A 23,477-nucleotide genomic window follows, 5' to 3' on the forward strand; every position below is an offset into this window, starting at 1 on the left:
GGATTGATAATATAATAATGAAGGTCTCGGAGCTGTGCGCCATGATTCAGGATTCTATAAGGTCCGGCCGCTACCCGCTTGCGACAGAGACTGAAAAAAAGTTTGCCGGCGCGCTGCAGGTAACGCTGAAATCCGGCGCCGACGACCTGAAGGCCAAAGACATTGCAGTAGAGGTCAGGGTGCACGATTTTTACATCGTCAGCAACTATGTTCCAAATATCCAGCACCTTCCCGGGGTCATAGAAGCCGAAATTGTGGATTCGTACAAGATGATCTGCCGCAAGATAGATCGGCTTGACAGTGGCGTGCAGTTGAAAAAGCTCTAGAGATCGTTACTGCCTTCGCTTTCTACCCTTGAAGCCATCTCGTCAAGTTCTTCCATGCCCCGGAATTTCTGGTACGTCAGTTTCTCTAGCGTAGCAAGCAGGCTTTTTGCCGCGCGGAACTGGGGTACCTGCGGGTCGTCGATCTCTGCGTACAGCCCTATTCCCTGCAGGCCGGCCTCCTTGGCAAGGCCCAAGATGAGGCCGTTAAATCCTGTGATGAGCGACGAGCCGGGCGTCGGCTCTAATCCAAGGCGCTGTATCTGCCCTGCAAGCTCTTGCGTCGTTGCCGCGAAGAAGGTCTTTGGACTCTTGCCGTATTTCCTGTCGGTGTGAAAAGCGCCGAGCGTGTATACGAGCTGGGCGGAATACTGCCTTGCGACTTCTATAACGTCTTGGCACAAGTCGTAGAGCTCCTGATTGGTCTGGGGCTGGCCCATCCCGCCCCCGAACACGACCACCGATCCGTCAGAGCCGTACCTGTACTCCCACTTTTCCCGCTGAAAGTCGATGTACCCGCCGTTATCCACGACATAGTTTGGAAATGGAATTGTAATATGCCTGAACGGCCGCGTGCCGAGGCTCTTGTTTACAAAGTCGATGGCGATGCTCCCGACGTTGCCCATGTCCTGCATGGCGGCTATGACTATGGGCTTGCGTATGTCCGCATCCTCGACCCTGACGGCCTTCATATAGGGTACTTTCCGCAGGCGCCTGATAAAAAAGTGTAGCCGGATAAAAGATTAAAAATCAGGGTCTGCTGCCAATGGTGCGTAGAGACTTGACTGGTAGCGAAGGCAATGACGATCTTTCCGGGGATCACAAAGCGGCAATGGCCGGATGGAAGGCACGAAAAGAGCAGTTGCACCGCCAGCAGGAATCAGTGTACAGGGCAAACGACGAGGCAGAAAAGGTCAGCCTTCTCTCCCTTTCAAAGAAAAAAGAAGAAAAGAACCCGCTAGCTTGACAGCCTCGGTTTCCACCTTTTGAGCGCAAGCGAGCTTGCAGTCACAGACACCGAGCTTGCGGCCATTGCGAGGCCCGCAAGAGCTGGATAGAGCAACCCCATCGCCGCTACCGGTATCAGGACGACGTTGTAGAGAAACGCGTACGCAAGGTTCTGCTTTATCTTGCCCACCGTCTTTCTCGCAATCTCTACAGCCGATACCACATCGCGAATGTCGCTTTTCACGAGCACAACGCTCCCTGCCTCTATGGCAAGGTCCGTGCCAGAGCCAATTGCCATGCCCACGTCGGCCGCAGTCAGAGCGGGGGCGTCGTTGATGCCGTCGCCCACCATAGCCACCACCATGCCTGCCTTGCGTATCTTGGCTATCGCGTCAACCTTGCCGGACGGAAGCACGCCAGCATAGACCCGCTCTATGCCGACTTGCCGGGCTATCTCCTCTGCAGTCCTCCTGTTGTCGCCTGTAACCATCACCGGCTCGATTCCTAGGTTCTTTAGAGCCTCTACCGCTTCCCTTGCCTCCGGCTTTGGCGCGTCCATCAGGCCAATTACTCCAATAACGTCGCTTCCTGCAGATACTAGCACCGCTGTCTTGCCCTGCGCCTGCAGGTTTTCCACAGCCTGCACGGAAGAGCCGGTGCCTATGCCTGCCTGTTCGATGAACTCTCTGCTGCCCACCCTGACTGTGGCGCCATCCCAAACAGCAGTCACGCCCATACCGGGAGTCACCTGAAAGTCTGACACCTCTGCCGGCTCGATTCCTGCTCCCTTGGCGTGGCCGATTATCGCTTTTGCAAGTGGGTGCTCCGAGTAGTTTTCTGCAGTGGCGGCAAGGAGCAGCACGCCTGCGCCGCCGGGCACGCTCTGGCCTTGCGCGCCAACCTCTTGCTTTAGCTGTATCACGTCCGTGACCTGCGGCCTGCCCTGCGTAAGCGTGCCTGTCTTGTCAAACACGATTGCCCTGACCTTGCTGAGGGCTTCTATTGCGTCGCCGCTCTTGAATATCACCCCGTGCGAGGCGCCCTTGCCCATGCCGACCATTATCGCGGTGGGCGTTGCAAGGCCGAGCGCGCACGGGCACGCCACGACCAGAATCGCGACTGCCGGGATTATAGCCGCCTCTGTTCCTCCTGCCGCAAGCGCGTACCACGCACCAAAGGTCGCGACGGCTATTGCCATCACCGCGTACGCAAAATACCCTGCGACTTTGTCCACGAGTTTCTGCATCGCCGGTTTTTTGCCCATCGCCTCTTCGACGAGTTTCACCACCTGCGAGAGAAAAGAGTCTGCGCCGACCTTGGTGGCCTTGACAAGCAGCATCCCTTCCCTGTTCACGGTGCCTCCGATCGCGCCATCGCCGGCTTTTTTGTGCACGGGCACGGATTCGCCTGTCGCCATCGACTCGTCGACTGCGGACTCGCCCTGCACGACCGTCGAGTCGACGGGTATCTTTTCACCCGGCCTGACTATTATGATGTCGCCGGGCTGTATCAGCTCAACCGGCGTCTCGATCTCGGAGCCGTCAGCCTTTTTGACCCTTGCTGCCTTGGGCTGGAGCTCTAGCATCTTGCGTATAACGGCGCCCGTCCTGCCCTTTGTTTTTAGTTCAAGGTATTTTCCAAGCAGTATGAACGTGATGACAAGCGATGAGGCGTCGTAGTAGATGCCGTGCCACGTTGGCGCCGGGAACGTGTTGTACGCGCTGAAAGCGTACGCGGCAGTCGTGCCAAGGACCACGAGCGTGTCCATGTTGGCAGACTTCATCCTTGCTATCCTGAAAGCGCCAGAGTAGAACCTGCTTCCCGTGACAAACTGGACTATAGACGCTGCTGCAAAGGCGATATAGGCTGCGGCGTTTGTCCCTGCAAGCGGCAGGAACGAAAATACTTCGGGATAGCTGAACAAGACGGCAGGTATCGTGAATGCAACTCCGAGAAGAAACAGGCCCTTGAGTTTGCGAGCCTCGACATCGTGAGCGCTTGCCTGCGCGCTCTCGCCGACAACGCTGTAGCCATAGTCGCCTACCTTTTTGCGGATGTCGGCAAGCGACACAAGCGCGGGGTTGTACTCGATAAGCACCTGCGCATTTCCATAGTTTGCAGATGCCGACCTGACGCCTTCCATCCTTGAAATCCCGCTTTCGAGCCTCTGGGCGTCTGCCGAGTCGGTAATGCCCTCGACCTTTAGCGACACCTTCTCATAGACTACCCTGTAGCCTATTTCTTCGACCGCTTTTTCAATGTCGGGCAAGCCAATCTTTGCAGGATCAAACTCGACTGCCGCCTTTTCGCTTGCGAGGTTGACCTCGACTCTCGACACGCCGTCGACTGCAGAGACGCGCCTCTGGATGGAACTGACGCACCCTGCGCAGTGCATCCCGCCTATCTTGAGAAGCGTCTTTTTTGTTGCCTGGGCGCCTGCCTCTGTCTCCACGGCTGGTTTTTCGGCAGCCGGTTATTTAATTACCGGACCTTACAATTGTAAAGCCTGTTTTCTGATAAATTCACGCAGCTCTTTTGCTTCTTCCCTGTACGCCTTGACTGTGTGAACACCGTCAGGGCACGCGACGGTCACGATGACTATGTTGACCTCCGCGTCGGACGCAAAGACTGCAGGCTGCACCTTTTGTACCTTGCAGCCTTTTTGCAAGAGGGCTTTTAGCTCGCCAACAGCCGGCATGTACTGCATTGCCGCCCAAGATGATAAAAACATTGAAAATTCTTATTAGCCGTGCGCCTGCAAATGGCATCATGTCGCTCTCGACAAATGACAAGCTCACCCTGCTCCAGTACGCCATAAACAAGTACGACTCGGAAAACACCATCAAGGAAAAACTGAACGGCATACTGTCTACAAAGGACGTCGAGAGGGGAATCGACACCCTTATTGCTACACAGAGGGTGCGCAGGATAGGCCCCGACATCATTCAGAACAACGTCAGCCACACCGAACTTCCAGAACTTCCGGACAGCCTCAAGGAAATAGTCGAAAGGTTCTAGGCATTTTTCAAACACGCGATGCACTCGGTCAGTATCCTTGCCGCAAGGCCCGCGGTAAGGCCATCTGCGTCATAGTCAGGCGACAGTTCCACGATGTCAAAGCCGACGATCTCGCAGCTGCTTATCGTGCTTGTCAGCAGGTACAGCAGGTCTGCGATGGTAACTCCGCCCGGCGAAGGCACAGAAACACCGGGCGCAAACGCCGGGTCGACACAGTCAAGGTCGACAGAAATGTACACCCTACTCCCTGCGACCTTTTCCCTTATCATCTCTGCAACATTGTGCACGCCAAAGTCCGTGATGTCGATTGGTGTGACCATTGCAAGGCCGGCCTTCTTGGCATTTTCAATCTCTTCCGGCTCTGCCGCCCTTGTCCCTACCAACATGCTCTTTTTGTAATCAATATAGTCTGCCGAGTCGGTCAGCACCGAGCCGTAATAGTTCCTTGCCGACGACACGAAATCCGGGTGTGCGTCAAAATACAAGAGTGCCAATTTCTGCGCGCTTCCTGCAGCCTTTAACACGTCGGCGGTAAGCGAGTGGTCGCCTCCAAGCGTAACGGGGACCTTGCCCGCCTCGATTATTTTCCGCGCCTGCTCGTACACCTTGTCTCTCTGCACGTTTCCTGCATCAAAGACGCGCTTGCCCTCCAGCGTCCCGCGCATGGGGACGGTAGGTATGAGTTTTCCGTCGCGCATAAAGAACTCGGACTCGTCGGATATTGCGCGTATGGTGTCCGGCGCCGTGTTTGTGCCTCTGCGAGTTGCGTGTGACCTGGACTCGTCAGGCACGCCCATCACGACGACGTTTGCGTCGCCAAAACTCTTGGCGTTTGCGCGGTGGAACTTTGCCAACGCCACATACCATGTACTAGCCTGCTTTTAACTTCGCACCCTTGTTGGCGTGTACGGCCTTCACAACGTACCTGAACAAGCTTTAATTTGAGGCAAAAGCTGCCCCTCTCCCATATGTCCACAATGAAGTATATCCAGCTTGAACCGCACGGCGACATTGCCGTCGTCAGGATAAACAGGCCAGAGGCGCTCAACGCCATGAACGTTGACGTCGTTGCCGAGCTTTCGCGCACAATAGACATCCTTGCCGCCGACGAGGGAACAAAGTGCGTCATCATCACCGGCGCCGGCGAGCGCGCGTTCTGCGCAGGAGCAGACATTGCCTTCATGGTAAACATCGAGCCGATGGCCGCAGAGAAATATGCCTCAGCGGCACAGGCGGTCCTCAACAAGATAGAGAAATTGGACAAGCCGGTGATTGCAGCGGTAAACGGCTTTGCCCTTGGTGGTGGATGCGAGCTGGCGATGGTCTGCGACATACGCATCGCCTCTGAAAACGCCAAGATGGGCCAGCCAGAGGTAACGATCGGAATCCCGCCGGGATGGGGCGGCACTCAAAGGCTGTTGCGCATAGTCGGCCCGGCAAAGGCAAAAGAGATGATATACACCGGCAAGATGATAACCGCAGACGAAGCGGCGTCAATCGGCCTCGTCAACAAAGTCATCAAGCTGGGCGCTGAAGATCAGCTGCCACCGGAAGCTCCAAAGGGCGACGCGGCCACAGAAAAGGCGCGCGCCGCGGAAGTGGCCAAGGTCCTGAACAAAAAGCTGATGGCCGACTGCATGGCCCTTGCCAAGGAGATAACAAAGAACAGCTTTAATGCCGTCAAGGTGAGCAAGATGCTCATAAACCGCGGCATGGACTCTGACATCGAGACGGGCCTGCGCCTAGAGATCTACGGCTGGGCGCTATGCTTTGCGCACGAGGACAGGAAGAACATGATGTCAGCCTTCCTTAACAAGGGCAAAAAGTAACTACACTATACGCGCGCCCTTGCTCGGACCACAGGCAAAGGTCCGGCATTTTACCCCGGACTCCAAAAAGCCTGCGGCCATCGCCCCTGCCACCTTTTTTATTCCCTTTTTCCCTTTCAGAAAAGCAATCATCGAAGGGCCTGCGCCGCTGATGGTCACCGCAAGCGCGCCTGCCGCAAGCGCGTTTTTCCTGACGCCGTCATAGCCTTGTATCAGGTGCTTTCTTGCCGGCTCGACAATGACGTCGTCAATCCCGCGTGAAATCATCTCTGCATCGCCAAGCGCAAACCCTGCGACGATGGTGCTTGCGCCAGACACGTTGTGCACCGCGCTTTTCAACGGCACTTCCCTTGGAAGGACGCTCCTTGCGACCTCTGTTTTTTTTGCCGGCACCGGAATTGTCGGTACTGCGACTACCATGAGAAGGTCTTTGGGGGGCTCGATGCGGATGAACTTTACTCCCTCCTGCCCGATGCTAGAGATTACAAACCCTCCGAGCACCGACGCCGAGACGTTGTCGTAGTGGCGCGCCCCTGCGCTTGCCACCTCGCCTTCGGCCGCGTACTCGACCAGCTTGTTTCTGTCTATTTTCAGTTTGTAAAGGCCGGCAAAGGCAACTGCCGCCGCAGCAGCCGACGCGGCGCTTGAGCCCATGCCGTACCCCGCCGGCACGCCCTTTTTCACCACGACATCGAGGTTGTCCGTGATGTTAAAGTCCTGCGCCATCTTTTTTATGACGAGCCCCGCCGAGTTGGACTCGGGCGCAGAAGGTATCGCGCTGTCTGACATCTTTATCGCTATCCTGCTGCCGTCGTCCTTTCCAGCAGCCGCTTTTGTTATCCTGACCCTGTCGTACAGGGCGTCAAGCGCAAGGCCAAAGACGTCGTAACCGGGGCCGAGGTTTGCAGTCGACGAGGGCGCAATAGCCGTACAGGACTTTTTTTTCACGACCGTGCTATCCGTCCTCCCCCTGATTAAGGGTTCGGGCAAGGGCGGCCGCTATGTTTACGAGCCCATTCATGGTCGTGCTAGAGATTGCGACGAGGCCGGGCGCAAAGCCAGCGCGGGTCATGCTCCTCGACAAATCCTTGCTCAAAAGCGAATACTCGGCATCCTTTTCAGAATTGAGCGCTGACTCTAGCGCCTGCGCCGATCCCGCCCAGTCTAGTATGTCCTTTAGTTTGTCGATGACAAGGTCCCTTTTTGTGAGCGCGTTTACCTGCGCGGTCTTTAGGCGCAGTTTCACGGCCGAGGCAAGGAGTGAAATCGATACAAAATTGATGGGCGATGAAACAAGTGTTCCGTCAAACGCAAATACTGTCGCCTTGTTGTCTGCCTGCAGGTTTGATACAAAGTAGGGTCCGCTTGCACGGAACGCAAACAGCTCTATCTGACCCGGCGTGTCCACTATCAAATAGTCGGGGTTTGCCTCGTCGACTTCCTCCTGCAGCTCGTCGAGTTTTGTCGCCACCATATCGCTTGCCATCACTAGCGCGCCGTTTGGTCCAAGCGCATAACTATCCATCAAGGTGCCGATGTCTATGTAGTTACGCACGTCGATGTCCGGCTCGTAGGGAAGGGTGACTGCGCCAGGGTCGAGGTTGAGTGTCACGGGGTACGCGCCCGTGTCACGGTACCACTGCACCAGCCTGGAGGTCAAAAGCGACTTGCCCGAGCCGGCAGTCCCGGTCACGAAAACGGCGTTTACCATCTCTAACTGGGCGCTGTGCGAAGTATATCTGCTTTCACATTTTTGCTGTCGTCAGCCAAACCTGACTCCAAGGAGGCTTGCAACCTTTTCTAGCAGTTCATCATGGCCGTACGGCTTTACTATTGGCAGGATGAGCACGCTGCCGTCCGGGACGGCGAATATAAAAGTGTCAAGCGTCTCGTGGTTGGTCATGACGTAGCCGGTCCTTCCAAACAGGTGGTCGCTCTCTTTTGTCATGCTCAAAAACGCCTCTGCGCGCATGAACAACTTTTCCAGCTCCTTGGCCGGAGGGATGGGTACTGCCTGTCTGACGTGTCTGGCCTTCATCTCTCCTCGCAGGACGACTATTGCCGCCTGGATGTTGCCGTGGATGGCCACAGCGGCCCTGCAGAGGCCCCCTTTATCCATGACTAGAAGGTCTTTACCTGTCGGATTAACATTTCTGGCATTACTGCTATGCGTTATTATATCTCCAAAACGTACAAAACACAGCGTTGAACTGGAGAATCGCTGCTATCCCGGCGAGCATCGTCCCCTTCATCATAATGTTCCTGACCACCAAGGTCTCGCCGCAGGATATATTTTCAGTAGGGCTCGTGCCCTTTGCCGCCTCGGCAGTGGCGGCCGTGGCAAGGATAATGCTCCAGGCGTACCGGTTCAAGTACTTTGTGCGCAAGTTCATAGGTTACGACGTGAGCTCGCCCGGCAAGACCATGGCCGCAAGGCTTGCAGGCGAGTTTGTCACCTACACGACGCCCTCGTACGTAGGGGGCGAGTTTGTCAGGATAGCGTGGTTGTCCAAAAACGGCGTGCCGGCAGGCAAGGCCGCGTGGGTGGCCACGATGGAGATAATAGCCGACGTCTTTGCGGTGACCATACTTGCCTTTATCGCCGGCGGCCTTGCCATATCCCGGGGCGGAACTGCCATCGGGATAACCGTGCTACTCGTCGCGCTGCCGACGTTTGCCTTCTGGCTCATCCTCATACTCTACTCTGCAAAGCGCAACCTGCACGTTCCGCAGTTCATCGACAGGCTCGTCCGGCGCTTTGGCAAGGACAAGGCAGACAAGTACCTTACTCAGGCCAACAAGGCCCTCGACGACCTGTGCATGATGAGCCGCGAGAACTTTTCCTCCAGCAAGGTCATCTGGCCGTTTGCAGTCGGGCTTGCGATAACCTTCGCGTCGTTCCTTGCGTACGGCATCTCCTTCATGGTCCTTGCCGACTCGGTCGGAGTGGGAATCGGGATGTTTGACTCGCTCATGGCAGTCGCCGCGTCAAACGCGATTGCAAACCTTCCAGTTACCATAGGGGGCTCGGGCCTTGCGGAACTTGGCATCTGGGCGTACATCTCTAATCTGTCAAGTGTGCCAGACCTTACCGCAATAGCCGCCGACTCTAAATTGAGCGTGATAATCGCGTGGAGGATTGCGACCTACCACGTGCCGCTTGTCATAATGTGGATTGCCCTCATGAAGCTTGCGATAGGCAAGAAGGAAACCGTGGTTCCCGCCGACGGCAGCAAGAAAGAGGACTAACTAGTCGTCGCCTTCGCCATCGTCGCCGGACGACGCCGGAGCAGGCATGTCTGACTCTACGTCCATTAATGCAAGCTCCTTCATCTCAAAGTTGAATATCGCCTTCATCTCAAGGTTGAATTTCGTCTTTAGCAGTTCAGATACTTTGTCGCTCAGGGGCGCGGTGTAGACGTTTATCTTGAACTCGTATACAAAGCCCTTCATGAGGTCGTTTATCTTGACCTCCTTTGGCAGGCTGATGCCCTCGATTATGACCCTGCCGTCGGGCATCGGCTCGTACACTTGTATGTCAAGTCTGGAATCCTTCTCGTATATTTCCAGTATGTATCCTGTCCTCGTCGTGACTTCAGGCTTGCCAAACTGCGCCGATTTTATCTCGTCCTCGGCCCACTTGGGCAGTCCTTCCTCGTTGCTCTGGGCCTCGGCCTTTTTCGCTCTCGGCATGTGTGTAAACAGCGTCGCATCTTGATGATTTAATGTTTTCCACTGCCGGCGCGTGTCTACAAAATATTACCACTTGGTTGTCTAATTATGACATTTCTATTTAACGTCGTTTTCCAAGGCTAGCAGACATGACGAGCTTCAGCAATAACTGGGTCAAGGACAATAAATCGACGATGTCTGAGAGAGTGAAGGAAAGCCTCGGACCTCAACAACCACTGAAACCGAGGATCGAGTTCGCAAAGAACAAGATCCAAGCACAAAATCAGAAACTGGATGCTATTCTTGAGAAACTAAAGGGCAAGGAAAAATCCCTGTTCAACCAGGTGGTTTCCGCGCTCCAGAGGCACGACGCGCAGGCAGGCAAGATGGTCTCAAACGAGATTGCGCAGGTCAGAAAGACGATCAAGATGATCTCGCAGCTCAAGATGGCGCTTGAGCAGATACAGATGCGCCTAGAGACTACAATCGACCTTGGCGACGTAATGGTGGCAATCGGCCCGGCAATGGGCGCTCTCACGAGAGTGAGGTCCGGCCTTGCAGGTGTGATGCCAGAAGTCGACAGGGAACTGGGCGAGATAAACGGCGTGTTCAGCGACATCATGATGAACGCTGGAAGCATGGGCAACACCTCGTTTGCCTTCGACGCATCAGGCGAAGAGGTAGACAGGATACTCGCAGAGGCCGGCGCAGTCGCGGAGCAGAGGATGACTGAGAGCTTCCCCGACGTCCCGGTGGGCTCGGGCGCATCCAAGTCGTACGCAGGCGGAAACTCGCAGTAAGCGGGCTCTTCCCTCTCCTTTTTCCTTTCTTTTCTTTTTCTAATTTTCTAAAAAAATAATTATTACTTTACCGTCACTGACTTTGCTAGGTTCCTCGGGTAGTCGGGGTCGGCGTTCTTGGCAAGCGCAAGATAGTATGCAAGCATCTGCAGCGGTATCACTTCTACAATCGGGTAGAATGCCTCCTCCGCCATGTGCGGTATCTCTATCCAGTGGTCATAGACCTCGCTCTCGGTGTCTGAAATCCCAATGACGCTTGCGCCCCTTGCCTTTATCTCGTGGGCGTTTGAGACCGAGTCATTGTATGTGGCGTCTCTGGGGTTGAGAAGTATCACGAGCGTGTTTTTCTCCATCAGGGCAAGGGGGCCGTGTTTCAGCTCGCCGGCGGCCACGCCCTCTGCGTGCACGTACGCAAGCTCTTTCAGCTTTAGCGCGCCCTCAAGCGCAATCGGGTAGTGGATGGACCTGCCAAGGAGGTAAATGTCGTTTACCTTCTCCATCTCGCCGGCCATCTTTTCTATAGCGGTCTGGCTCGTCGCGATGGTTTTTTCCACCGCCTTTACAAACTCGGCCTCTTCGCCTGCCGCAAGAGCGCCAGAAGACAGCCTTGCAACGATGTTGTAGACAAGCGCCAATTGACCCGTAAAGCTCTTTGTCGCGGCCACTCCTATTTCCGGCCCGCAGTTGACCGATAGGAACGCGTCGCTTGTCCTTGCAAGCGACGATGTTGTGACGTTTACGATGCCAAGCACCCTGGCGCCCTGCCTTTTGGCTATCTTGACCGATTCAAGAACGTCCGCAGTCTCGCCGCTCTGCGAAAACGCTACCAGCGCAGAGCCCTCGTCGAGGCCCACAAGTCCGTCCTGCGCCTCGCTTGACATGACAGTCTCGGCGCGTATCTTGGCAAACCTGGCAAGCATGTGCTTCATTATCAGGGCAGAATGGTAGCTGGTGCCGCTCCCCGTGATGTAGACGCTCTGCGCGCCAGACAGGATGTCGCAGAATTTCTCCATCATGGCCTCGTCCTGCCTTGCAGCATTTGCGACCGTGAGGCGCTGGTCGTTTATTTCCTTTAGCGTATAGTGGGCGTACTTGCCCTTGTCGACCTCTCCAAGCTCCCAGGCGACCTGCGTTATGGGGCGCGCGACTGGGTTTGCGTCAAAGTCAAAGATCTCCATCTTGCTCCCGTCGATGAGTGCAATGTCATAGTTGTCAAGGAATATCGCCTTGTCCGTGTACTGCAGAAACCCTAGCACGTCTGACGAGATAAAGTAGCCGTCGTTTGCGACGCCGATTATGAGCGGCTCCTCGTACCTTGCGCCTGCAATGGTCCCGTCCTGGAAAACCGCGACAAAGGCAAACGTGCCTCTGAGCCTCTTGCATGTCGCCGTGAGCGATCCCTTGACGCCCTTGTCAGCATGTACCTCCAGTAGGTGGGCTATGACCTCGCTGTCAGTTTCACTTGAAAAGACATGCCCGGCCTTGATGAGCTCCTCCTTCAATTCCTTGTAGTTTTCGATGATGCCGTTGTGGACTACTGCGACGTTGTTCTTGCAGGCCGAGTGCGGATGCGCGTTGCTGTCAGTCACGCCGCCGTGCGTGGCCCACCTGGTGTGGCCTATACCTATCATACCGGACATGGAGCTGATGTTGAGGCTCTTGTTGACCTCGACTACCTTGCCCGTGCCCTTTTTCACCAGTATGTCGCCGTCCTTGAAAGTGGCTACTCCGACACTGTCATAGCCTCTGTATTCCATTCTCTTCAGGCTGTCGACCAGTATGGGCGCCGCAGACTGCTTGCCCTTGTAGCCAATGATTGAACACACGTGGAATGTTCCTCTTTCGCGTTTAAATTGATTATGAATAGAGTCTCTAACCACTACAAAAAATGCTATAATCATCTGTGCGTAAAACAACGCTTATTGGCCAATCAAAGTTTATACCGCTATAAAAGATTATATAATTCTGTCAGAACTGTACGGCATTGGCACGCAAGTCGCTCGTTTCAGTTTCGGACCATGATGGCCAGGCGTCGGCAAAAAAGATAACCGTGTTTCGGGACGTGGCGCAGATGCGCGTCCTTTCAAACCCTGTAGCGTGGCGCATGATGGAGCTCTTGTCAAAAGAGCCGATGTACCCTGCGCAGGTCGCAAAAGAACTCCGCATACACGAGCAGAGCGCTTATTATTACATCAGGCGCCTTCTGCGCGCCGGCGCGGTGGAAGAGGCCGGGAGCAACCTTGTCCGGGGAGGAACCGCGCGGCTGTACCAGGCGTCCAGCCCCGCGTTTGGGATAGAGCTCGACTGGGGCGAGACTGCGGTGGATGCGCCCGGTACAAGCCGCAACAGGGGCGCCCTCAGGTTCTTTGAGGGGTTTGTACACGATGGCGTATTTGATGGCCTCATCGTAGTCGGCGCGCCCGAGCCGCACGGTCAGTACAAGTCGTCGGCAAGAGACGGGCACTATGCGGTCCACCTCGCGTTCTTTCTTGGCAAGGTATCCGGCGTCATGCCTGCGGAATTTGCGGTAAAGCTGGACGTTGACGCCAAGGCGGAAAAGATGCTTTCCGGGACTAACCTCGTGACGATAGGCGGGCCGGGCACAAACATCGTGACTGCAGATTTCAACCGCCATCTGCCCATACGCTTTGACGAGGGGAATTTCTGGTCCGGCCTAGTCGACGGCGCGGGCAGGCGGTACAGCCAGGATAACCACGGCCTCATCGCCAAGATAAGGAATCCCTACGACAATGGCAAGTCAAGCGTCATAGTGGTCGCCGGCGTCAGGTCTGCCGGCACGAAATCTGCAGTAATCGCGCTGACAAACTATGGCGAGGAGATTCTGAAAAGATACAAGAGTAAAGAAGACTGGGCCCTGGTCGTGCAGGGCTTTGACATGGACGCGGATGGAAAAATAGACCACGTGGACGTGATAAGCGGCGGCTAGGATGCCGGCGCTGCGCCGTCGCCTGCTGGCGCTGCCGATGGGAGCTCAAGATGGAGGAGTATCTGTGCCTCCTCTTCCGTCTTTACAATGTAGCCCGGCCTGTTTATCTTCCTGTTGCCTATCGAGACGTGGCCGTGGCTCACCACCTGGCGTGCCTGCGACGCAGACTTTGTGCCCATCCTCTTCATGACTATTGTCTGGAGCCTGCGCTCAAGCAGGTCCTCAACCTTCAATCCGAGAATGTCATCAAGCGTTGCACCCTCTTTTACGAGGCCAATCCTCGACAAAAAGTTAAGCAACCTCTTTTCCTTCTCTGCCCTGGCCTCTGTCGAAAGTGCAAGCAGCGCGCGTGCCTGGTTCCTGACCCTTGCCATCTCTGTCTGGGCCTTCCAGAGCTCGCGCTTGTTCCTCAGGCCGTACGAGCCCATGATATAAAGTTCAGCGTTAAGCTGGTCTGTGGTCCATATTCTCCTTGGACGGTGGAAAAGTTTCTTTTGCTTTCTAGGATCTCCCATTCATGACACCTCTTACTTTTTCGCCGGCTCCTTTGCCGCTGCTGGCTTGGCTGCCGGTGCTGCTCCTCCTGCCGCGGGTTTCGCCGCTCCAGCTGCTGCCGGTGCCGCGCCCGCTGCTGGCTTGGCTGCCGCTCCTCCTGCTGCAGGCGCCGCAGCTCCTGCCGCCGGTGCTGCTCCAGGCGCTGCCGGTGCCGCGCCAGTGACGAGCTTGGTCTTTTTCACTCCGACCGCTCCTCCCTTCCTGCCGGTCGTCCTCGTGCGCTGGCCTCTCACTCTCAGGCCGAACATGTGCCTGTAGCCTCTCCAGCTCATGACCGTCTTTTCGCGGTCAACATCGTTGCCGACGGCAAAATCAAGATCCGAAGTAATCATGTGGTGCGTCGTGCCAGTATCCATGTCCTTCTTGCGGTTCAGGTACCATTCCGGCACGCCGAACTTGGTTGGATTAGAGATAGCTTCCTCTATCTCGCGCAGCTCCTTGTCTGTCAGGAAACCGACGCGCATATTCGGGTTAACGTTCAGCGACTGCGTCAATACTTGGGCAAAATTGTAACCTACGCCTTTAATCTCGCTGATGGCGACAAGCAATTTCTTGCTGCCTTCAACGTCCTTTCCGGCGATTCTGAGTATGTGTTTGTACTCCGAAGCGGACAAATCACCTTCACGGCGTATACTCGGCAATAAAAACCATGCTGGGCGTGCGGGCGCAAAAACCATGCAATATTTACAACAAACAGCCGCCTCGCCCGCCTGCTGACACTGGTTATTGAACACAGGAAGCAGTTTTGTAAAAATATTTTATTCCATTGCGCGGTTTGGTTCGGGTAAATCGTTATAAGCTGAGCCTTATAATAAAAACGAGAAATATGCCGTCAAAGAAAGAGGCTCCAGTGGCTCCAAAACTGGTGGCCCGGCCTATCAAGACGGCGCAGGATCTGGAAAACGAAGAATACCTGCGCCAGCTGGAACTTGCGATAGAAAATCATTGAGTATCTTTAAATTTGTGAGGGTCGAAAACAGCCCGTCTCACTAATATGAGCAGCAGCAAGATAGAAGAAACAGTCCGCCGTTCTTACACTTCAAAGCCCAAGTATTCAGAGGTAATGCCTGGTGTGCCCGAAGACTATAAACAGCTAAAGACGCTTGGCGATCTTTTGAAAATTAACTACAAGCACGTCACAGTAGAGGAGCAGCTGCGCGGCAACCTCGTTGCCAAGTTGAAGGCAGGCGAGCACCCGTACCCCGGCATCATCGGCTATGACGACGACGTAGTGCCGGCCGTCAACCGCGCGATTCTCTCTGGACACGACATCCTGCTCGTGGGTCAGATTGGGCAGGCCAAGACCAAGATTGCAGAGGCAATTGCCAAGAACTTGCTTTCTCCAATTCCTGTCGTGCGCGGGACAGTCACGAACGACATCCCGACCTCGATGCCTGAGGAGCACCTTTCTGCGCTGCTTGCAGACAGAGAGGTTGTCAGGACAGTCCCCGAGTTCACGGTGTCAAGGGAATGCGAGGACGTCATCCGTCAGGACAAACTAGAAACAAAGATCGACTGGCTCTCTGGCGCTGACAGATTCAAGTACATCCTCTCCACGCCAGACATCTCTGTCAAGGACCTCGTGGGGCAGATAGACGCGATAAAGATTGCAAAGAAAGGAGTCGAGCTGTACAGCATGGAGTCGTATTCCGCAGGCCAGCTGTTGCAGGCGCGCCACGGCATCCTGTGCATTGATGAATTGCCGGTGCTTGACCCAAGAAAGCAAGTGTCGCTATTGAGCGTGCTCCAGGAAGGCCGGTTTACCACGGGCGCTTACCCCGTCGTGTTCAAGCCTGACGTCAAGATAATCGCCACTGCAAACCCGATTGACTATACCCATTCTGGCAAGATAATCGAGCCTTTGTTTGACAGACTAAAGAGCCACGTCGACACGCACTACCCCAAGACTGTGAGCGACGAGATGCTGATCATAACACAGGAAACAAGGGTCGCAGATCCAAAGAACGTTTTCTTGCCCGTCTTTATAGTGAAGGCGATTGCCAAGATAACGCAGGCGACACGCGCCCACCACGACGTCAATCACGACAAGGGAGTCAGCGTCAGGATGGCGGTGCACTCGATGGAGATGATGATAGGGGAAGCCGAGCGCACGCGCTCTATCATATACAACATCAAGGCGGTGCCGCGCTTTTGCGATATACACTGCATACACCAGTCGTCCAAGTTCGAGCTTGCCGAGATGGAAGACACGCGGGAAAACCGCAGAAACATACTGGACTCTGTCATAGATGCCACGCTAAAGGAAGTGTCGCTTGAATACGTGGAGAAAATATCACCGGATCAGATAGCCAAGATGAAGAACGAATTTGCCAAGAACAAGGCGTTCCAGGTGTCGCAGGTACTGCCCGGCGGCAAAAAGGCCGACACCTCCGACTACGAGTCGCAGCTGACAAAGTTCCCTGCGCTAAAAGCGGCAGTCGCAGAGACTCTGTCTGCCATAAAGGACGAGCAAAAGCAGCTCGTAGAACAAGCAAAACAGCTTGGCATCCGTACTGACAGCATCGCACTTTCTGACCTTGACGGCGAGTTTACAGCCGCAGTCGCCGAGGTGGTCCTTGAGGGCCTACGCCACATCCAGCCACCACTCCTCGACAAGAAGGACAACAGCTATGCCCTCTCCCAGTAAGGTACCGGGAAGCAAGAAATTCGTCTACTTTGCACTGGAAGACGACGGTCAAAGCCCGCAGCAACAACAGCAGCAGGAAAAAAGCAGAGACCTGCCAAAAGATGTCCTAGACAAACTGCTAAAAACAATAGGCAGAGAGGCCCTCCGCGAAAAGACACCTTCCCTGCAGGAGCTTGAGCAGAGCCTGCAGAATGTCATGTCGCAGATGTCAAGCGAGCAAGGCCCGCAGGAAAAAGAGCAACAGCAGAGCTCGCAGTCCGGCAACCAAGTGGACGACGGCGACGGGATGCCGCTTGTACGCCAGTTAGTGCAAAAGGGCTACCTGAAAGACTCGCCAAAGTGGCTTTCAAGCAAGGGCTTTGTCAACATCGGCGGCAGGATACTGAGCGACGTGATGAAGGCGCTCAAGGCCGGCGAGTACGGGATGCACGAGACGCATGACTATGGGCAGGGATCGATAGTGCTTGACACGAGCAAGAAATACGAGCCCGGCGACGACATCCGGCTCTTAAACGTGCCAAAGTCATTGCTCAATACAATCCAGCGCTCGTTCAAGGACGGCAAGGACGTGAAACTCCCGCTGCAAATAGACGTGGAGGATTTTGAAGAATATGAGACGATGCAGGACGTACGCGTGGCGATGGTCTACTGCATCGACCTTTCGTCCACAATGCGCTACTCGACTATGTACGGCGACATGAGCAGGATAGAGGCTGCAAAACGCGCACTGTGGAGTTTGTATCTCTTGAACCGCAAGTTCTTTCCTTCTGATTCTGTTTACATCGTAGGCTTTGGGGCGCTTGCGTCAAAGGTACTCCCGCAGGACATCCCGTACCTGAAAACGTTTGAACCCGGCTCTGACTTTCTCCATTACACGAACTACCAGGCGGCATTCCGACTTGCAAGCAAGATTCTGCAAAAGGACGGCGCGGAGAACAAGCGCATCGTGCTTGTAACCGATGGACACCCGAGCGCGTGCTTTATCGACGACAAGGGCGAGCAGGACAAGATCCTGTCGCAGAGGCCGTACTCGCACTTTTACACGCCTGACAAGGACACGCTTGACACGGTCAAGGCAAACCAGAGCATGAACCTTGACGTTGCGTCCGGGGAACTGGTGTACCTGTGCTACCGCTATCGGCAGGTAGATCAGTACATCGGCGAGCGCACGATAGTGGAGGCGAAAAAATGTCACTCGATGAAGATAGATATTGACACCATCATGATAAGCGAGGAGGATTCCTTGCTTGGCTACGTAAACGAGATGGAGAAGTACGTGAAGGGCAGGTCGTACTACATCAACCCTGCTGAAATCGACAAAGTGCTGCTGACAGACTATTTGAGCAACAAAAAACAGCAGACAATCCGGGGCCGTTCATACTAAACTTAATATAATGAGGTGAATTTGCTTTGCTTACGCAACGAAACATGCTGGCTGTTTTTGATGTAGAAGGCGTTCTACTCGACGCCGAATATCTCCCTGTCCTTGCCTCCCTCGTGGGGCCTGAAAAGGAAAAGGAGATCTGGGACATCACAAAGGCCGGCATACGCGGCGAGATAAACTGGGAGGAGGGCCTTGTAAAGCGCGTCCACGCCCTGCGCGGCATCGACTACAACAAGGCAAAAGATCTTGCCGAGAACCTGCCCATAATGCCAGGGGCAAAAGAGCTGTGCAGCGCGCTAAAGAGCGCGGGGTGGAAGATGATTGCCGTCTCTGGCGGCTTTACCATAATCACCGACCGGCTAAAGCACGACCTTGGGATTGACAGGATATTCTCAAACGAGCTGATATTCAACGACCACAAGCTGCACGACGTAAAACTGAACGTCACGTCGGACAAGGCGGCTGCCATACGTTCGACCGTACAGGAATGGGGCGTGAAAAAGGATGACATTGTAGTCGTAGTCGACGGCGCAAACGACCTGAAGCTGTTCGCGCTCGCAGGCTATACTGTCGGATTTTGCCCTGTGGAAATAGTGAAGGAAAGGGCCGATGACACTATTGAAAGGCGCGACCTGAGCCTGCTCCTGCATCTGCTGGAGAAAAAGTACGGAAAAGCCGTGCTTGCGACTACGAACAAGTAGTAACTTTTTGTTTATATCTCTATTTTTGTAATTGGTGAACGTTGGAAACAAGAAGGCAGCATATTTCATCCGGCACAAAATGGGAGGCTGCGGTTGGATATTCCCGGGCTGTTCGCGTCGGCTCTATAATACACGTTTCAGGAACGACGGCGACTGACGCAGGCGGGAACATTGTCGGCGTTGGCGACCCATACGTGCAGACCATGCAGGCGATAATGAACATCGAGTCCGCGCTCTTGCAGCTTGAATCCTGTTTGGAAGAGGTAGTCAGGACCCGGATCTATGTGAAAAACATTGGCGATTGGGAAAAGATAGGCGCGGCTCATGCCAAGTTCTTTGAAAGAACGAGGCCTGCAACATCGATGGTCGAGGTCAACCGGTTCATAGACACCGACATCCTCGTCGAGATAGAAGCAGAAGCGATTTCTTTTAGCCGATAATAATCGGCTAGTTTTTGTAACCCACAACATCATCATCTGTATACCGCGTTGCCTTTCACAACAATAACGGTCATCCCTGTCAAGGTCGCCGGCGACATTGTGCCTAAAAGCGACCTTGGCCCGGTAATCCTTGAATCGCTCTATGCAAACGGCATTGCGCTGCAGGACGGCGACGTACTGGTGGTCGCGCAAAAGGCCGTGTCCAAGGCAGAAGGGCGCGTAGTCGACCTCGCCAAAGTCAGGCCGTCAAGAAAGGCAGCCAAGCTTGCCGGGGAGTTGCAAAAAGACCCGCGGGTAGTGCAATTGATACTGGATGAGGCAAGGGAAATAGTGATGATGAAAAACGGCATAATCATCACAGAAACAAAACACGGCTTTGTCTGCGCCAATTCCGGAGTTGACCAGAGCAATCTTGCTAGAAAAGATGCCGCAATCCTGCTTCCTATCGACCCCGATGCTTCTGCAAGGAGGCTGCGCTTGTTTTTCAAAAAGGATCAGGGCAAAGACGTTGCCGTGATAATCACCGACACCTTTGGCAGGCCGTTCCGGGAAGGCCAGGTGAACGTTGCGGTGGGAGTCGCCGGCATCAGGCCCATCAAGAACTATATCGGCAAAAAAGACATGTTCGGCAAGAAACTGCGCGTGACTGAAATCGCGGTCGCAGACGAGATAGCGTCGGCGGCAGAACTTGCGATGGGCAAGTCAGAGGGTATACCCGTTGCCCTGGTGCGCGGCTACGAATTCGAGCCTGCAGGCAGGGCGTCTGCAAAAGACCTGTCGCGGCAGAAAAAACGAGACATTTTCCGTCATGCGGGCAGCCACTAATTCTGCTGCAGGCTGCAGCATACAAACTATGATTTACTTTTTCGTCTGTTCGGGGAGCTCTAGCTCTACAAACTTTGCCAATTCCTCGTTAGCCTTTTCCTTTTCCTCTATGTTCAACCCGTGCCCGCTATTTTCAAACATGACCGGCCTCGAACCCTCCATCCCCTTGTTCATCACCTTTGCCAAGTCGAAAGGGCAGATCTTGTCCTTGGCGCCGTGAAATATGGCCACAGGCAGCCTTCTTTCGCTCACCTTGCGCATGTCGTCGCGAAGGTCGGCATCGCGCAGCTCTTCAAGACATTTTACCGTGGCGTACGGCGACGCCTCCATGTTTATTGCAAACAGCCAGTCGTTCATTTCCTTGCTTTGCGAGTCCTCTCTGCTAAAGAAAATCTTGCCAAAATCTGAGACCATCTTTGCCCTGTCGTTCAGGGACTGCGTGATAAGGCCGTCGCAGGCCGACTTGTCAAGGCCGTACGGATAGTCCTCCCTTTTTGTAAAGCACGGCGCGGCCGCACCCATGAATACCACCCTTGAAACCCTGCCTGAAGAGGGAGAATAATACTTTGCCGCATAGTGCATTGCTATGGCCCCTCCCATAGAAAACCCTACCAGCGTTGCGCCATGCAGGTTGAGCGCAGTCATCACGTCTTCAATGTCGTCGGCAAACGTTCCGTAGCTGTACCCTTCCCACGGCTTGTCTGACCTGCCAAAACCCCGGAGGTCGATTCCGATACAGCGGTATCCTTTATTGTGTAGGTGCATGAACTGGGGCTCAAACATCTGGTGGCTCAGCGGCCATCCATGAATGAATACGATGGGCTTGCCCTTGCTTGCCGTGTCTTCCACGTACAATGATGTCCCGTCGTTAGTCTTGACAAAGGGCATGTCAGAAAAAAGATGCATGTGTGAAAATTAATGAGTTTTGCAAACAAGTTCAGGTGAATTGTAAGGTGGCAAAAACAGCGTGTTTCTATAGGCAATTTTTTATATTCCCGTGGCCTTTTGCAATCATAAATTATTCACGACTTAAAAATCTTGTAAAGCCTAGGGTTTCCTAAAAAACACTTAATATAACGCTGTTGTTCAATACCCTTGTTCAACAGTATATGAGTACCAGCAGTAACCCAACAAAGTCAATCGACGTGAGGGGACTTTACTGCCCCGAGCCGGTCTTTAGGACAAAGATGGAAATCGAGCGCCTGTCAATCGGCGATGTGTTGAAGATAGTAGCTGACGACCCGGAATCCGAAGAGGACATTTCAAGGTGGGTCAAGCGCAACGGCCACGAGCTTTTGGCCATAAACAAGACACAGAAAGACCTGGAATTCGTAATCAAAAAGGCGAAGTAAAATGACTGCAGTCGCAAGCCCAGACGTGGTGCAGCGCATCGGACAGACACCACTTGTAGAGCTAAAGTCGTTTGCGACAAAGAATGTCAAGTTGTATGCAAAACTTGAATGGCACAACCCGTTTGGCTCTGTCAAGGACCGCGCCGCGTACTGGATGGTAAAGGACGCTGAAAAGCGCGGCATACTGAAAAAGGACAAGAGCATCATCATCGAGCCTACGTCGGGCAACACTGGCATCGCGCTGACAGGCATCGCGTCGGCGCTCGGCTACAAGGTAGAGATAGTCATCCCGGAGAAAGTGAGCGACGAGACGAAAAACATCCTGCGGCACCTTGGCGCGACGCTGCACGAGACGTCCGACGATCTGTGCCCGAGAGTGGGGGCAGGGACCGACCAGAGCATCGCGCTTGCAAAAGCAATTTCCAAGCCCCGGCCTGACATTTACTACATGCCAAACCAGTACGAAAACGACGCCAATTTCCTTGCACATTATGAAAGCACGGGGCCGGAGATCTGGAAGCAGACAAACGGCACCGTCACGCATTTCCTGACGGGCTGCGGCACAGGAGGCACTATCACAGGCACGGCGACGTACCTGAAGGAAAAGAGCCAGAGCGTCAAGGTGGTGGCGGTGCAGGCGCAAAAGAACCATCTGCTTCAGGGCCTTAGGAACTTTGAAGAATCTGCGATGCCCGACCTTTTCAAAAAACGCCAGTCGGTGGTAGACGAATGGTTCACCGCGACCAACAAGGGCTCCTTTGACGCGGCAAAACTGCTTGCAGAAAAAGAGGGGTTGCTTGTAGGGCCTTCATCGGGCTCTGTCCTGGAGTCGATGCTTGCGACCGCGCAAAAGATGGATGCCGGCGTGCTCGTGGGGATATTCGCAGACGACGGCCGCAAGTTCAAGAGCCTCTACGTGCGCGAGGGAGTGTTTACCGAACAGGAATACGACCGCGCCCTGAAAAACGCCAAGCACATGTCAAAGCTGGCCTACAGCCTGAACTAATCCTCTACTTTTTCTTGTTGTTGTGCTTTCTTTCAGAAAGCCACCTTTCGACGTCGATAGCCGCCATGCAGCCAAAGCCCGCGGCGGTGACTGCCTGCCTGTAGCGGTGGTCGTGGACGTCGCCCGCCGCAAACACGCCCTCGACGCTTGTCCTGGTGTTTTCCTTGAGCACCATGTAGCCCTTGTCGTCAAGCTCCACTTGGCCCTGGAATATCGACGTGTTGGGCTCGTGCCCGATGGCTACAAAGAGGCCGCCTGCCTTGACCGTAGTCTCTTTGCCGGTCTTTATGTCCTTTAGCAACACTGTGGCGACCTTTTTGTCGCCCTTGATGTCGGTGACTACGTTGTTCCAAAGAAACTCTATCTTTGGGTTCTCTTTTGCCTTTTCCTGCATTATCGCGCTTGCGCGCAGCGAGTCGCGCCTGTGCACTATTTTCACCGACCTGCCGAACTTTGTCAGAAACGTCGCCTCTTCTACCGCGGTGTCGCCCCCGCCGACTACCACAATGTCTTCGCCCTTGAAGAACGGGCCGTCGCACGTCGCGCAGTACGAAACCCCCCTGCCCCCAAACTGCTGCTCTGCCTGTATGCCAAGCTTTCTCGGCGATGCGCCGGTACAAATGATGACTGCGTCAGAGTCGTACGTTTCAGAGTGGGTGGTTATCCTAAACGGCCTCTGCTTGAAATCGACCTGCGTTACTTCGTCGTCAACGATGACTGCGCCAAAGCGTTCTGCCTGCTGGCGCATGTTCATCATCAGCTCCGGCCCGAATATGCCGCTTGGAAAGCCGGGATAGTTCTCGACCTCGCTTGTGGTCATCAGCTGGCCGCCGGGAAGCGTGCCGGAAATTATGAGGACTGAAAGTTTTGCGCGGGAGGTGTAAACGCCGGCAGTGTATCCTGCCGGGCCCGAGCCAATTATCACAACATCGTAATGCCTTTGGATGGTTTCGGCCAAACTAACTGTTCACGCTGATTTTCGGCTGACCTCTTAATAATCCGTTCGGAGGCCGGTTTTGTATCGATGTTA

The 23,477-nt window shown here is 54.5% G+C and carries 28 protein-coding genes; 15 read left to right on the forward strand and 13 right to left on the reverse strand.

All coding sequences use genetic code 11. From position 1 onward, the window contains the following. Window positions 1-17: 17 nt before the first annotated feature. A complete protein-coding gene (locus tag ACYOR7_RS03705) occupies window positions 18-326 on the forward strand; it encodes a hypothetical protein (RefSeq protein ID WP_479913147.1) in 309 nt (102 codons plus the stop codon). On the opposite strand, the gene ACYOR7_RS03710 is transcribed toward ACYOR7_RS03705, so the two are convergent. Next, entirely contained in the window at window positions 323-1,015 is a 693-nt protein-coding gene (locus ACYOR7_RS03710; protein ID WP_479913148.1) for a PAC2 family protein, read from the reverse strand. The genes ACYOR7_RS03705 and ACYOR7_RS03710 overlap by 4 nt on opposite strands. 89 nt (window positions 1,016-1,104) lie before the next feature. Between ACYOR7_RS03710 and ACYOR7_RS03715 the strand changes: the two genes are divergently transcribed. Continuing rightward, on the forward strand, window positions 1,105-1,290 hold the full coding sequence (locus ACYOR7_RS03715; protein WP_294805831.1) for a hypothetical protein: 186 nt from the start codon (window positions 1,105-1,107) through the stop codon (window positions 1,288-1,290). On the opposite strand, the gene ACYOR7_RS03720 is transcribed toward ACYOR7_RS03715, so the two are convergent. After that, on the reverse strand, window positions 1,282-3,723 hold the full coding sequence (locus ACYOR7_RS03720) for a heavy metal translocating P-type ATPase (protein ID WP_294805830.1): 2,442 nt from the start codon (window positions 3,721-3,723) through the stop codon (window positions 1,282-1,284). The two genes, ACYOR7_RS03715 and ACYOR7_RS03720, sit on opposite strands and share 9 nt — an antisense overlap. A 39-nt stretch (window positions 3,724-3,762) precedes the next feature. Further along, entirely contained in the window at window positions 3,763-3,969 is a 207-nt protein-coding gene (locus tag ACYOR7_RS03725) for a hypothetical protein (RefSeq protein WP_294805828.1), read from the reverse strand. Between the two features lie 71 nt (window positions 3,970-4,040). Here ACYOR7_RS03725 and ACYOR7_RS03730 point away from each other — a divergent pair, with 71 nt between their 5' ends. Further along, a complete protein-coding gene (locus tag ACYOR7_RS03730; protein ID WP_294805827.1) occupies window positions 4,041-4,289 on the forward strand; it encodes a hypothetical protein in 249 nt (82 codons plus the stop codon). Here the strand turns inward: ACYOR7_RS03730 and ACYOR7_RS03735 are convergent. Beyond that, the gene (locus ACYOR7_RS03735) at window positions 4,286-5,143 is read right to left on the reverse strand and encodes an arginase family protein (RefSeq protein ID WP_294805826.1); all 858 of its coding nucleotides are present in this window, start codon (window positions 5,141-5,143) and stop codon (window positions 4,286-4,288) included. The genes ACYOR7_RS03730 and ACYOR7_RS03735 overlap by 4 nt on opposite strands. A 123-nt stretch (window positions 5,144-5,266) precedes the next feature. Between ACYOR7_RS03735 and ACYOR7_RS03740 the strand changes: the two genes are divergently transcribed. Next, window positions 5,267-6,118 (forward strand): enoyl-CoA hydratase-related protein, encoded by an 852-nt coding sequence (locus tag ACYOR7_RS03740; protein WP_479914446.1) that lies wholly within the window; start codon window positions 5,267-5,269, stop codon window positions 6,116-6,118. Here the strand turns inward: ACYOR7_RS03740 and ACYOR7_RS03745 are convergent, their stop codons facing one another. From ACYOR7_RS03745 to ACYOR7_RS03755, 3 genes are read right to left on the reverse strand one after another with little or no spacing between them, the layout of a single operon-like run. Next, window positions 6,119-7,066, reverse strand: a complete 948-nt coding sequence (locus ACYOR7_RS03745) for a homoserine kinase (protein WP_294805822.1) — start codon at window positions 7,064-7,066, stop codon at window positions 6,119-6,121. It abuts the gene before it with no gap. A 7-nt stretch (window positions 7,067-7,073) separates the two neighbouring features. Further along, complete coding sequence (locus tag ACYOR7_RS03750) at window positions 7,074-7,829, reverse strand: ATP/GTP-binding protein (RefSeq protein WP_294805821.1); 756 nt, start codon at window positions 7,827-7,829, stop codon at window positions 7,074-7,076. A gap of 51 nt (window positions 7,830-7,880) precedes the next feature. Beyond that, window positions 7,881-8,237 carry a hypothetical protein gene (locus ACYOR7_RS03755; RefSeq protein ID WP_479913149.1) on the reverse strand — a complete coding sequence of 119 codons (357 nt, stop codon included), beginning with the start codon at window positions 8,235-8,237 and terminating at the stop codon, window positions 7,881-7,883. A gap of 86 nt (window positions 8,238-8,323) precedes the next feature. On the opposite strand from ACYOR7_RS03755, the gene ACYOR7_RS03760 reads away from it, so the two are divergent. Then, window positions 8,324-9,367: a lysylphosphatidylglycerol synthase transmembrane domain-containing protein gene (locus tag ACYOR7_RS03760; RefSeq protein WP_479913150.1), complete on the forward strand. Its 1,044-nt coding sequence runs from the start codon at window positions 8,324-8,326 to the stop codon at window positions 9,365-9,367. On the opposite strand, the gene ACYOR7_RS03765 is transcribed toward ACYOR7_RS03760, so the two are convergent. Next, window positions 9,368-9,811 carry a hypothetical protein gene (locus ACYOR7_RS03765; protein WP_294805815.1) on the reverse strand — a complete coding sequence of 148 codons (444 nt, stop codon included), beginning with the start codon at window positions 9,809-9,811 and terminating at the stop codon, window positions 9,368-9,370. Window positions 9,812-9,939: 128 nt separating this feature from the next. Between ACYOR7_RS03765 and ACYOR7_RS03770 the strand changes: the two genes are divergently transcribed. Continuing rightward, the gene (locus tag ACYOR7_RS03770; protein ID WP_294805813.1) at window positions 9,940-10,590 is read left to right on the forward strand and encodes a Snf7 family protein; all 651 of its coding nucleotides are present in this window, start codon (window positions 9,940-9,942) and stop codon (window positions 10,588-10,590) included. Window positions 10,591-10,652: 62 nt separating this feature from the next. Here the strand turns inward: ACYOR7_RS03770 and glmS are convergent, their stop codons facing one another. Then, a complete protein-coding gene (gene glmS, locus ACYOR7_RS03775; protein WP_479913151.1) occupies window positions 10,653-12,416 on the reverse strand; it encodes a glutamine--fructose-6-phosphate transaminase (isomerizing) in 1,764 nt (587 codons plus the stop codon). 158 nt (window positions 12,417-12,574) lie between these two features. Between glmS and ACYOR7_RS03780 the strand changes: the two genes are divergently transcribed. After that, window positions 12,575-13,537: a helix-turn-helix domain-containing protein gene (locus tag ACYOR7_RS03780; RefSeq protein WP_294805810.1), complete on the forward strand. Its 963-nt coding sequence runs from the start codon at window positions 12,575-12,577 to the stop codon at window positions 13,535-13,537. On the opposite strand, the gene ACYOR7_RS03785 is transcribed toward ACYOR7_RS03780, so the two are convergent. Both ACYOR7_RS03785 and ACYOR7_RS03790 read right to left on the reverse strand, forming a co-directional pair. Then, window positions 13,534-14,052, reverse strand: a complete 519-nt coding sequence (locus ACYOR7_RS03785) for a 30S ribosomal protein S4 (protein ID WP_294805808.1) — start codon at window positions 14,050-14,052, stop codon at window positions 13,534-13,536. The genes ACYOR7_RS03780 and ACYOR7_RS03785 overlap by 4 nt on opposite strands. 12 nt (window positions 14,053-14,064) lie before the next feature. Beyond that, a complete protein-coding gene (locus ACYOR7_RS03790; RefSeq protein ID WP_479913152.1) occupies window positions 14,065-14,706 on the reverse strand; it encodes a 30S ribosomal protein S13 in 642 nt (213 codons plus the stop codon). Window positions 14,707-14,918: 212 nt separating this feature from the next. On the opposite strand from ACYOR7_RS03790, the gene ACYOR7_RS03795 reads away from it, so the two are divergent. The 6 genes from ACYOR7_RS03795 to cofE are packed head-to-tail and all read left to right on the forward strand — an operon-like array spanning window position 14,919 to window position 20,089. Next, window positions 14,919-15,041: a hypothetical protein gene (locus ACYOR7_RS03795; protein WP_479913153.1), complete on the forward strand. Its 123-nt coding sequence runs from the start codon at window positions 14,919-14,921 to the stop codon at window positions 15,039-15,041. Between the two features lie 45 nt (window positions 15,042-15,086). Continuing rightward, entirely contained in the window at window positions 15,087-16,739 is a 1,653-nt protein-coding gene (locus ACYOR7_RS03800; protein WP_479913154.1) for an AAA family ATPase, read from the forward strand. Continuing rightward, entirely contained in the window at window positions 16,723-18,123 is a 1,401-nt protein-coding gene (locus ACYOR7_RS03805) for a VWA domain-containing protein (protein WP_294805801.1), read from the forward strand. Before ACYOR7_RS03800 ends, ACYOR7_RS03805 begins: the two co-directional genes overlap by 17 nt. A 44-nt stretch (window positions 18,124-18,167) precedes the next feature. Next, a complete protein-coding gene (serB, locus tag ACYOR7_RS03810; RefSeq protein ID WP_294805799.1) occupies window positions 18,168-18,824 on the forward strand; it encodes a phosphoserine phosphatase SerB in 657 nt (218 codons plus the stop codon). Between the two features lie 41 nt (window positions 18,825-18,865). Then, entirely contained in the window at window positions 18,866-19,264 is a 399-nt protein-coding gene (locus ACYOR7_RS03815; RefSeq protein ID WP_294805796.1) for a RidA family protein, read from the forward strand. Window positions 19,265-19,312: 48 nt separating this feature from the next. Continuing rightward, window positions 19,313-20,089: a coenzyme F420-0:L-glutamate ligase gene (cofE, locus tag ACYOR7_RS03820; RefSeq protein WP_479913155.1), complete on the forward strand. Its 777-nt coding sequence runs from the start codon at window positions 19,313-19,315 to the stop codon at window positions 20,087-20,089. 33 nt (window positions 20,090-20,122) lie between these two features. On the opposite strand, the gene ACYOR7_RS03825 is transcribed toward cofE, so the two are convergent. Further along, entirely contained in the window at window positions 20,123-20,995 is an 873-nt protein-coding gene (locus ACYOR7_RS03825; protein WP_479913156.1) for an alpha/beta fold hydrolase, read from the reverse strand. 203 nt (window positions 20,996-21,198) lie between these two features. On the opposite strand from ACYOR7_RS03825, the gene ACYOR7_RS03830 reads away from it, so the two are divergent. Next, entirely contained in the window at window positions 21,199-21,441 is a 243-nt protein-coding gene (locus ACYOR7_RS03830; RefSeq protein WP_294807542.1) for a sulfurtransferase TusA family protein, read from the forward strand. Between the two features lies 1 nt (window position 21,442). Next, window positions 21,443-22,447, forward strand: a complete 1,005-nt coding sequence (locus tag ACYOR7_RS03835) for a PLP-dependent cysteine synthase family protein (RefSeq protein ID WP_294807539.1) — start codon at window positions 21,443-21,445, stop codon at window positions 22,445-22,447. 4 nt (window positions 22,448-22,451) lie between these two features. On the opposite strand, the gene trxB is transcribed toward ACYOR7_RS03835, so the two are convergent. Further along, complete coding sequence (gene trxB / locus ACYOR7_RS03840) at window positions 22,452-23,405, reverse strand: thioredoxin-disulfide reductase (RefSeq protein ID WP_479913157.1); 954 nt, start codon at window positions 23,403-23,405, stop codon at window positions 22,452-22,454. Window positions 23,406-23,477 lie beyond the last annotated feature (72 nt).

The organism is Candidatus Nitrososphaera sp. 86-2, assembly GCF_056726185.1.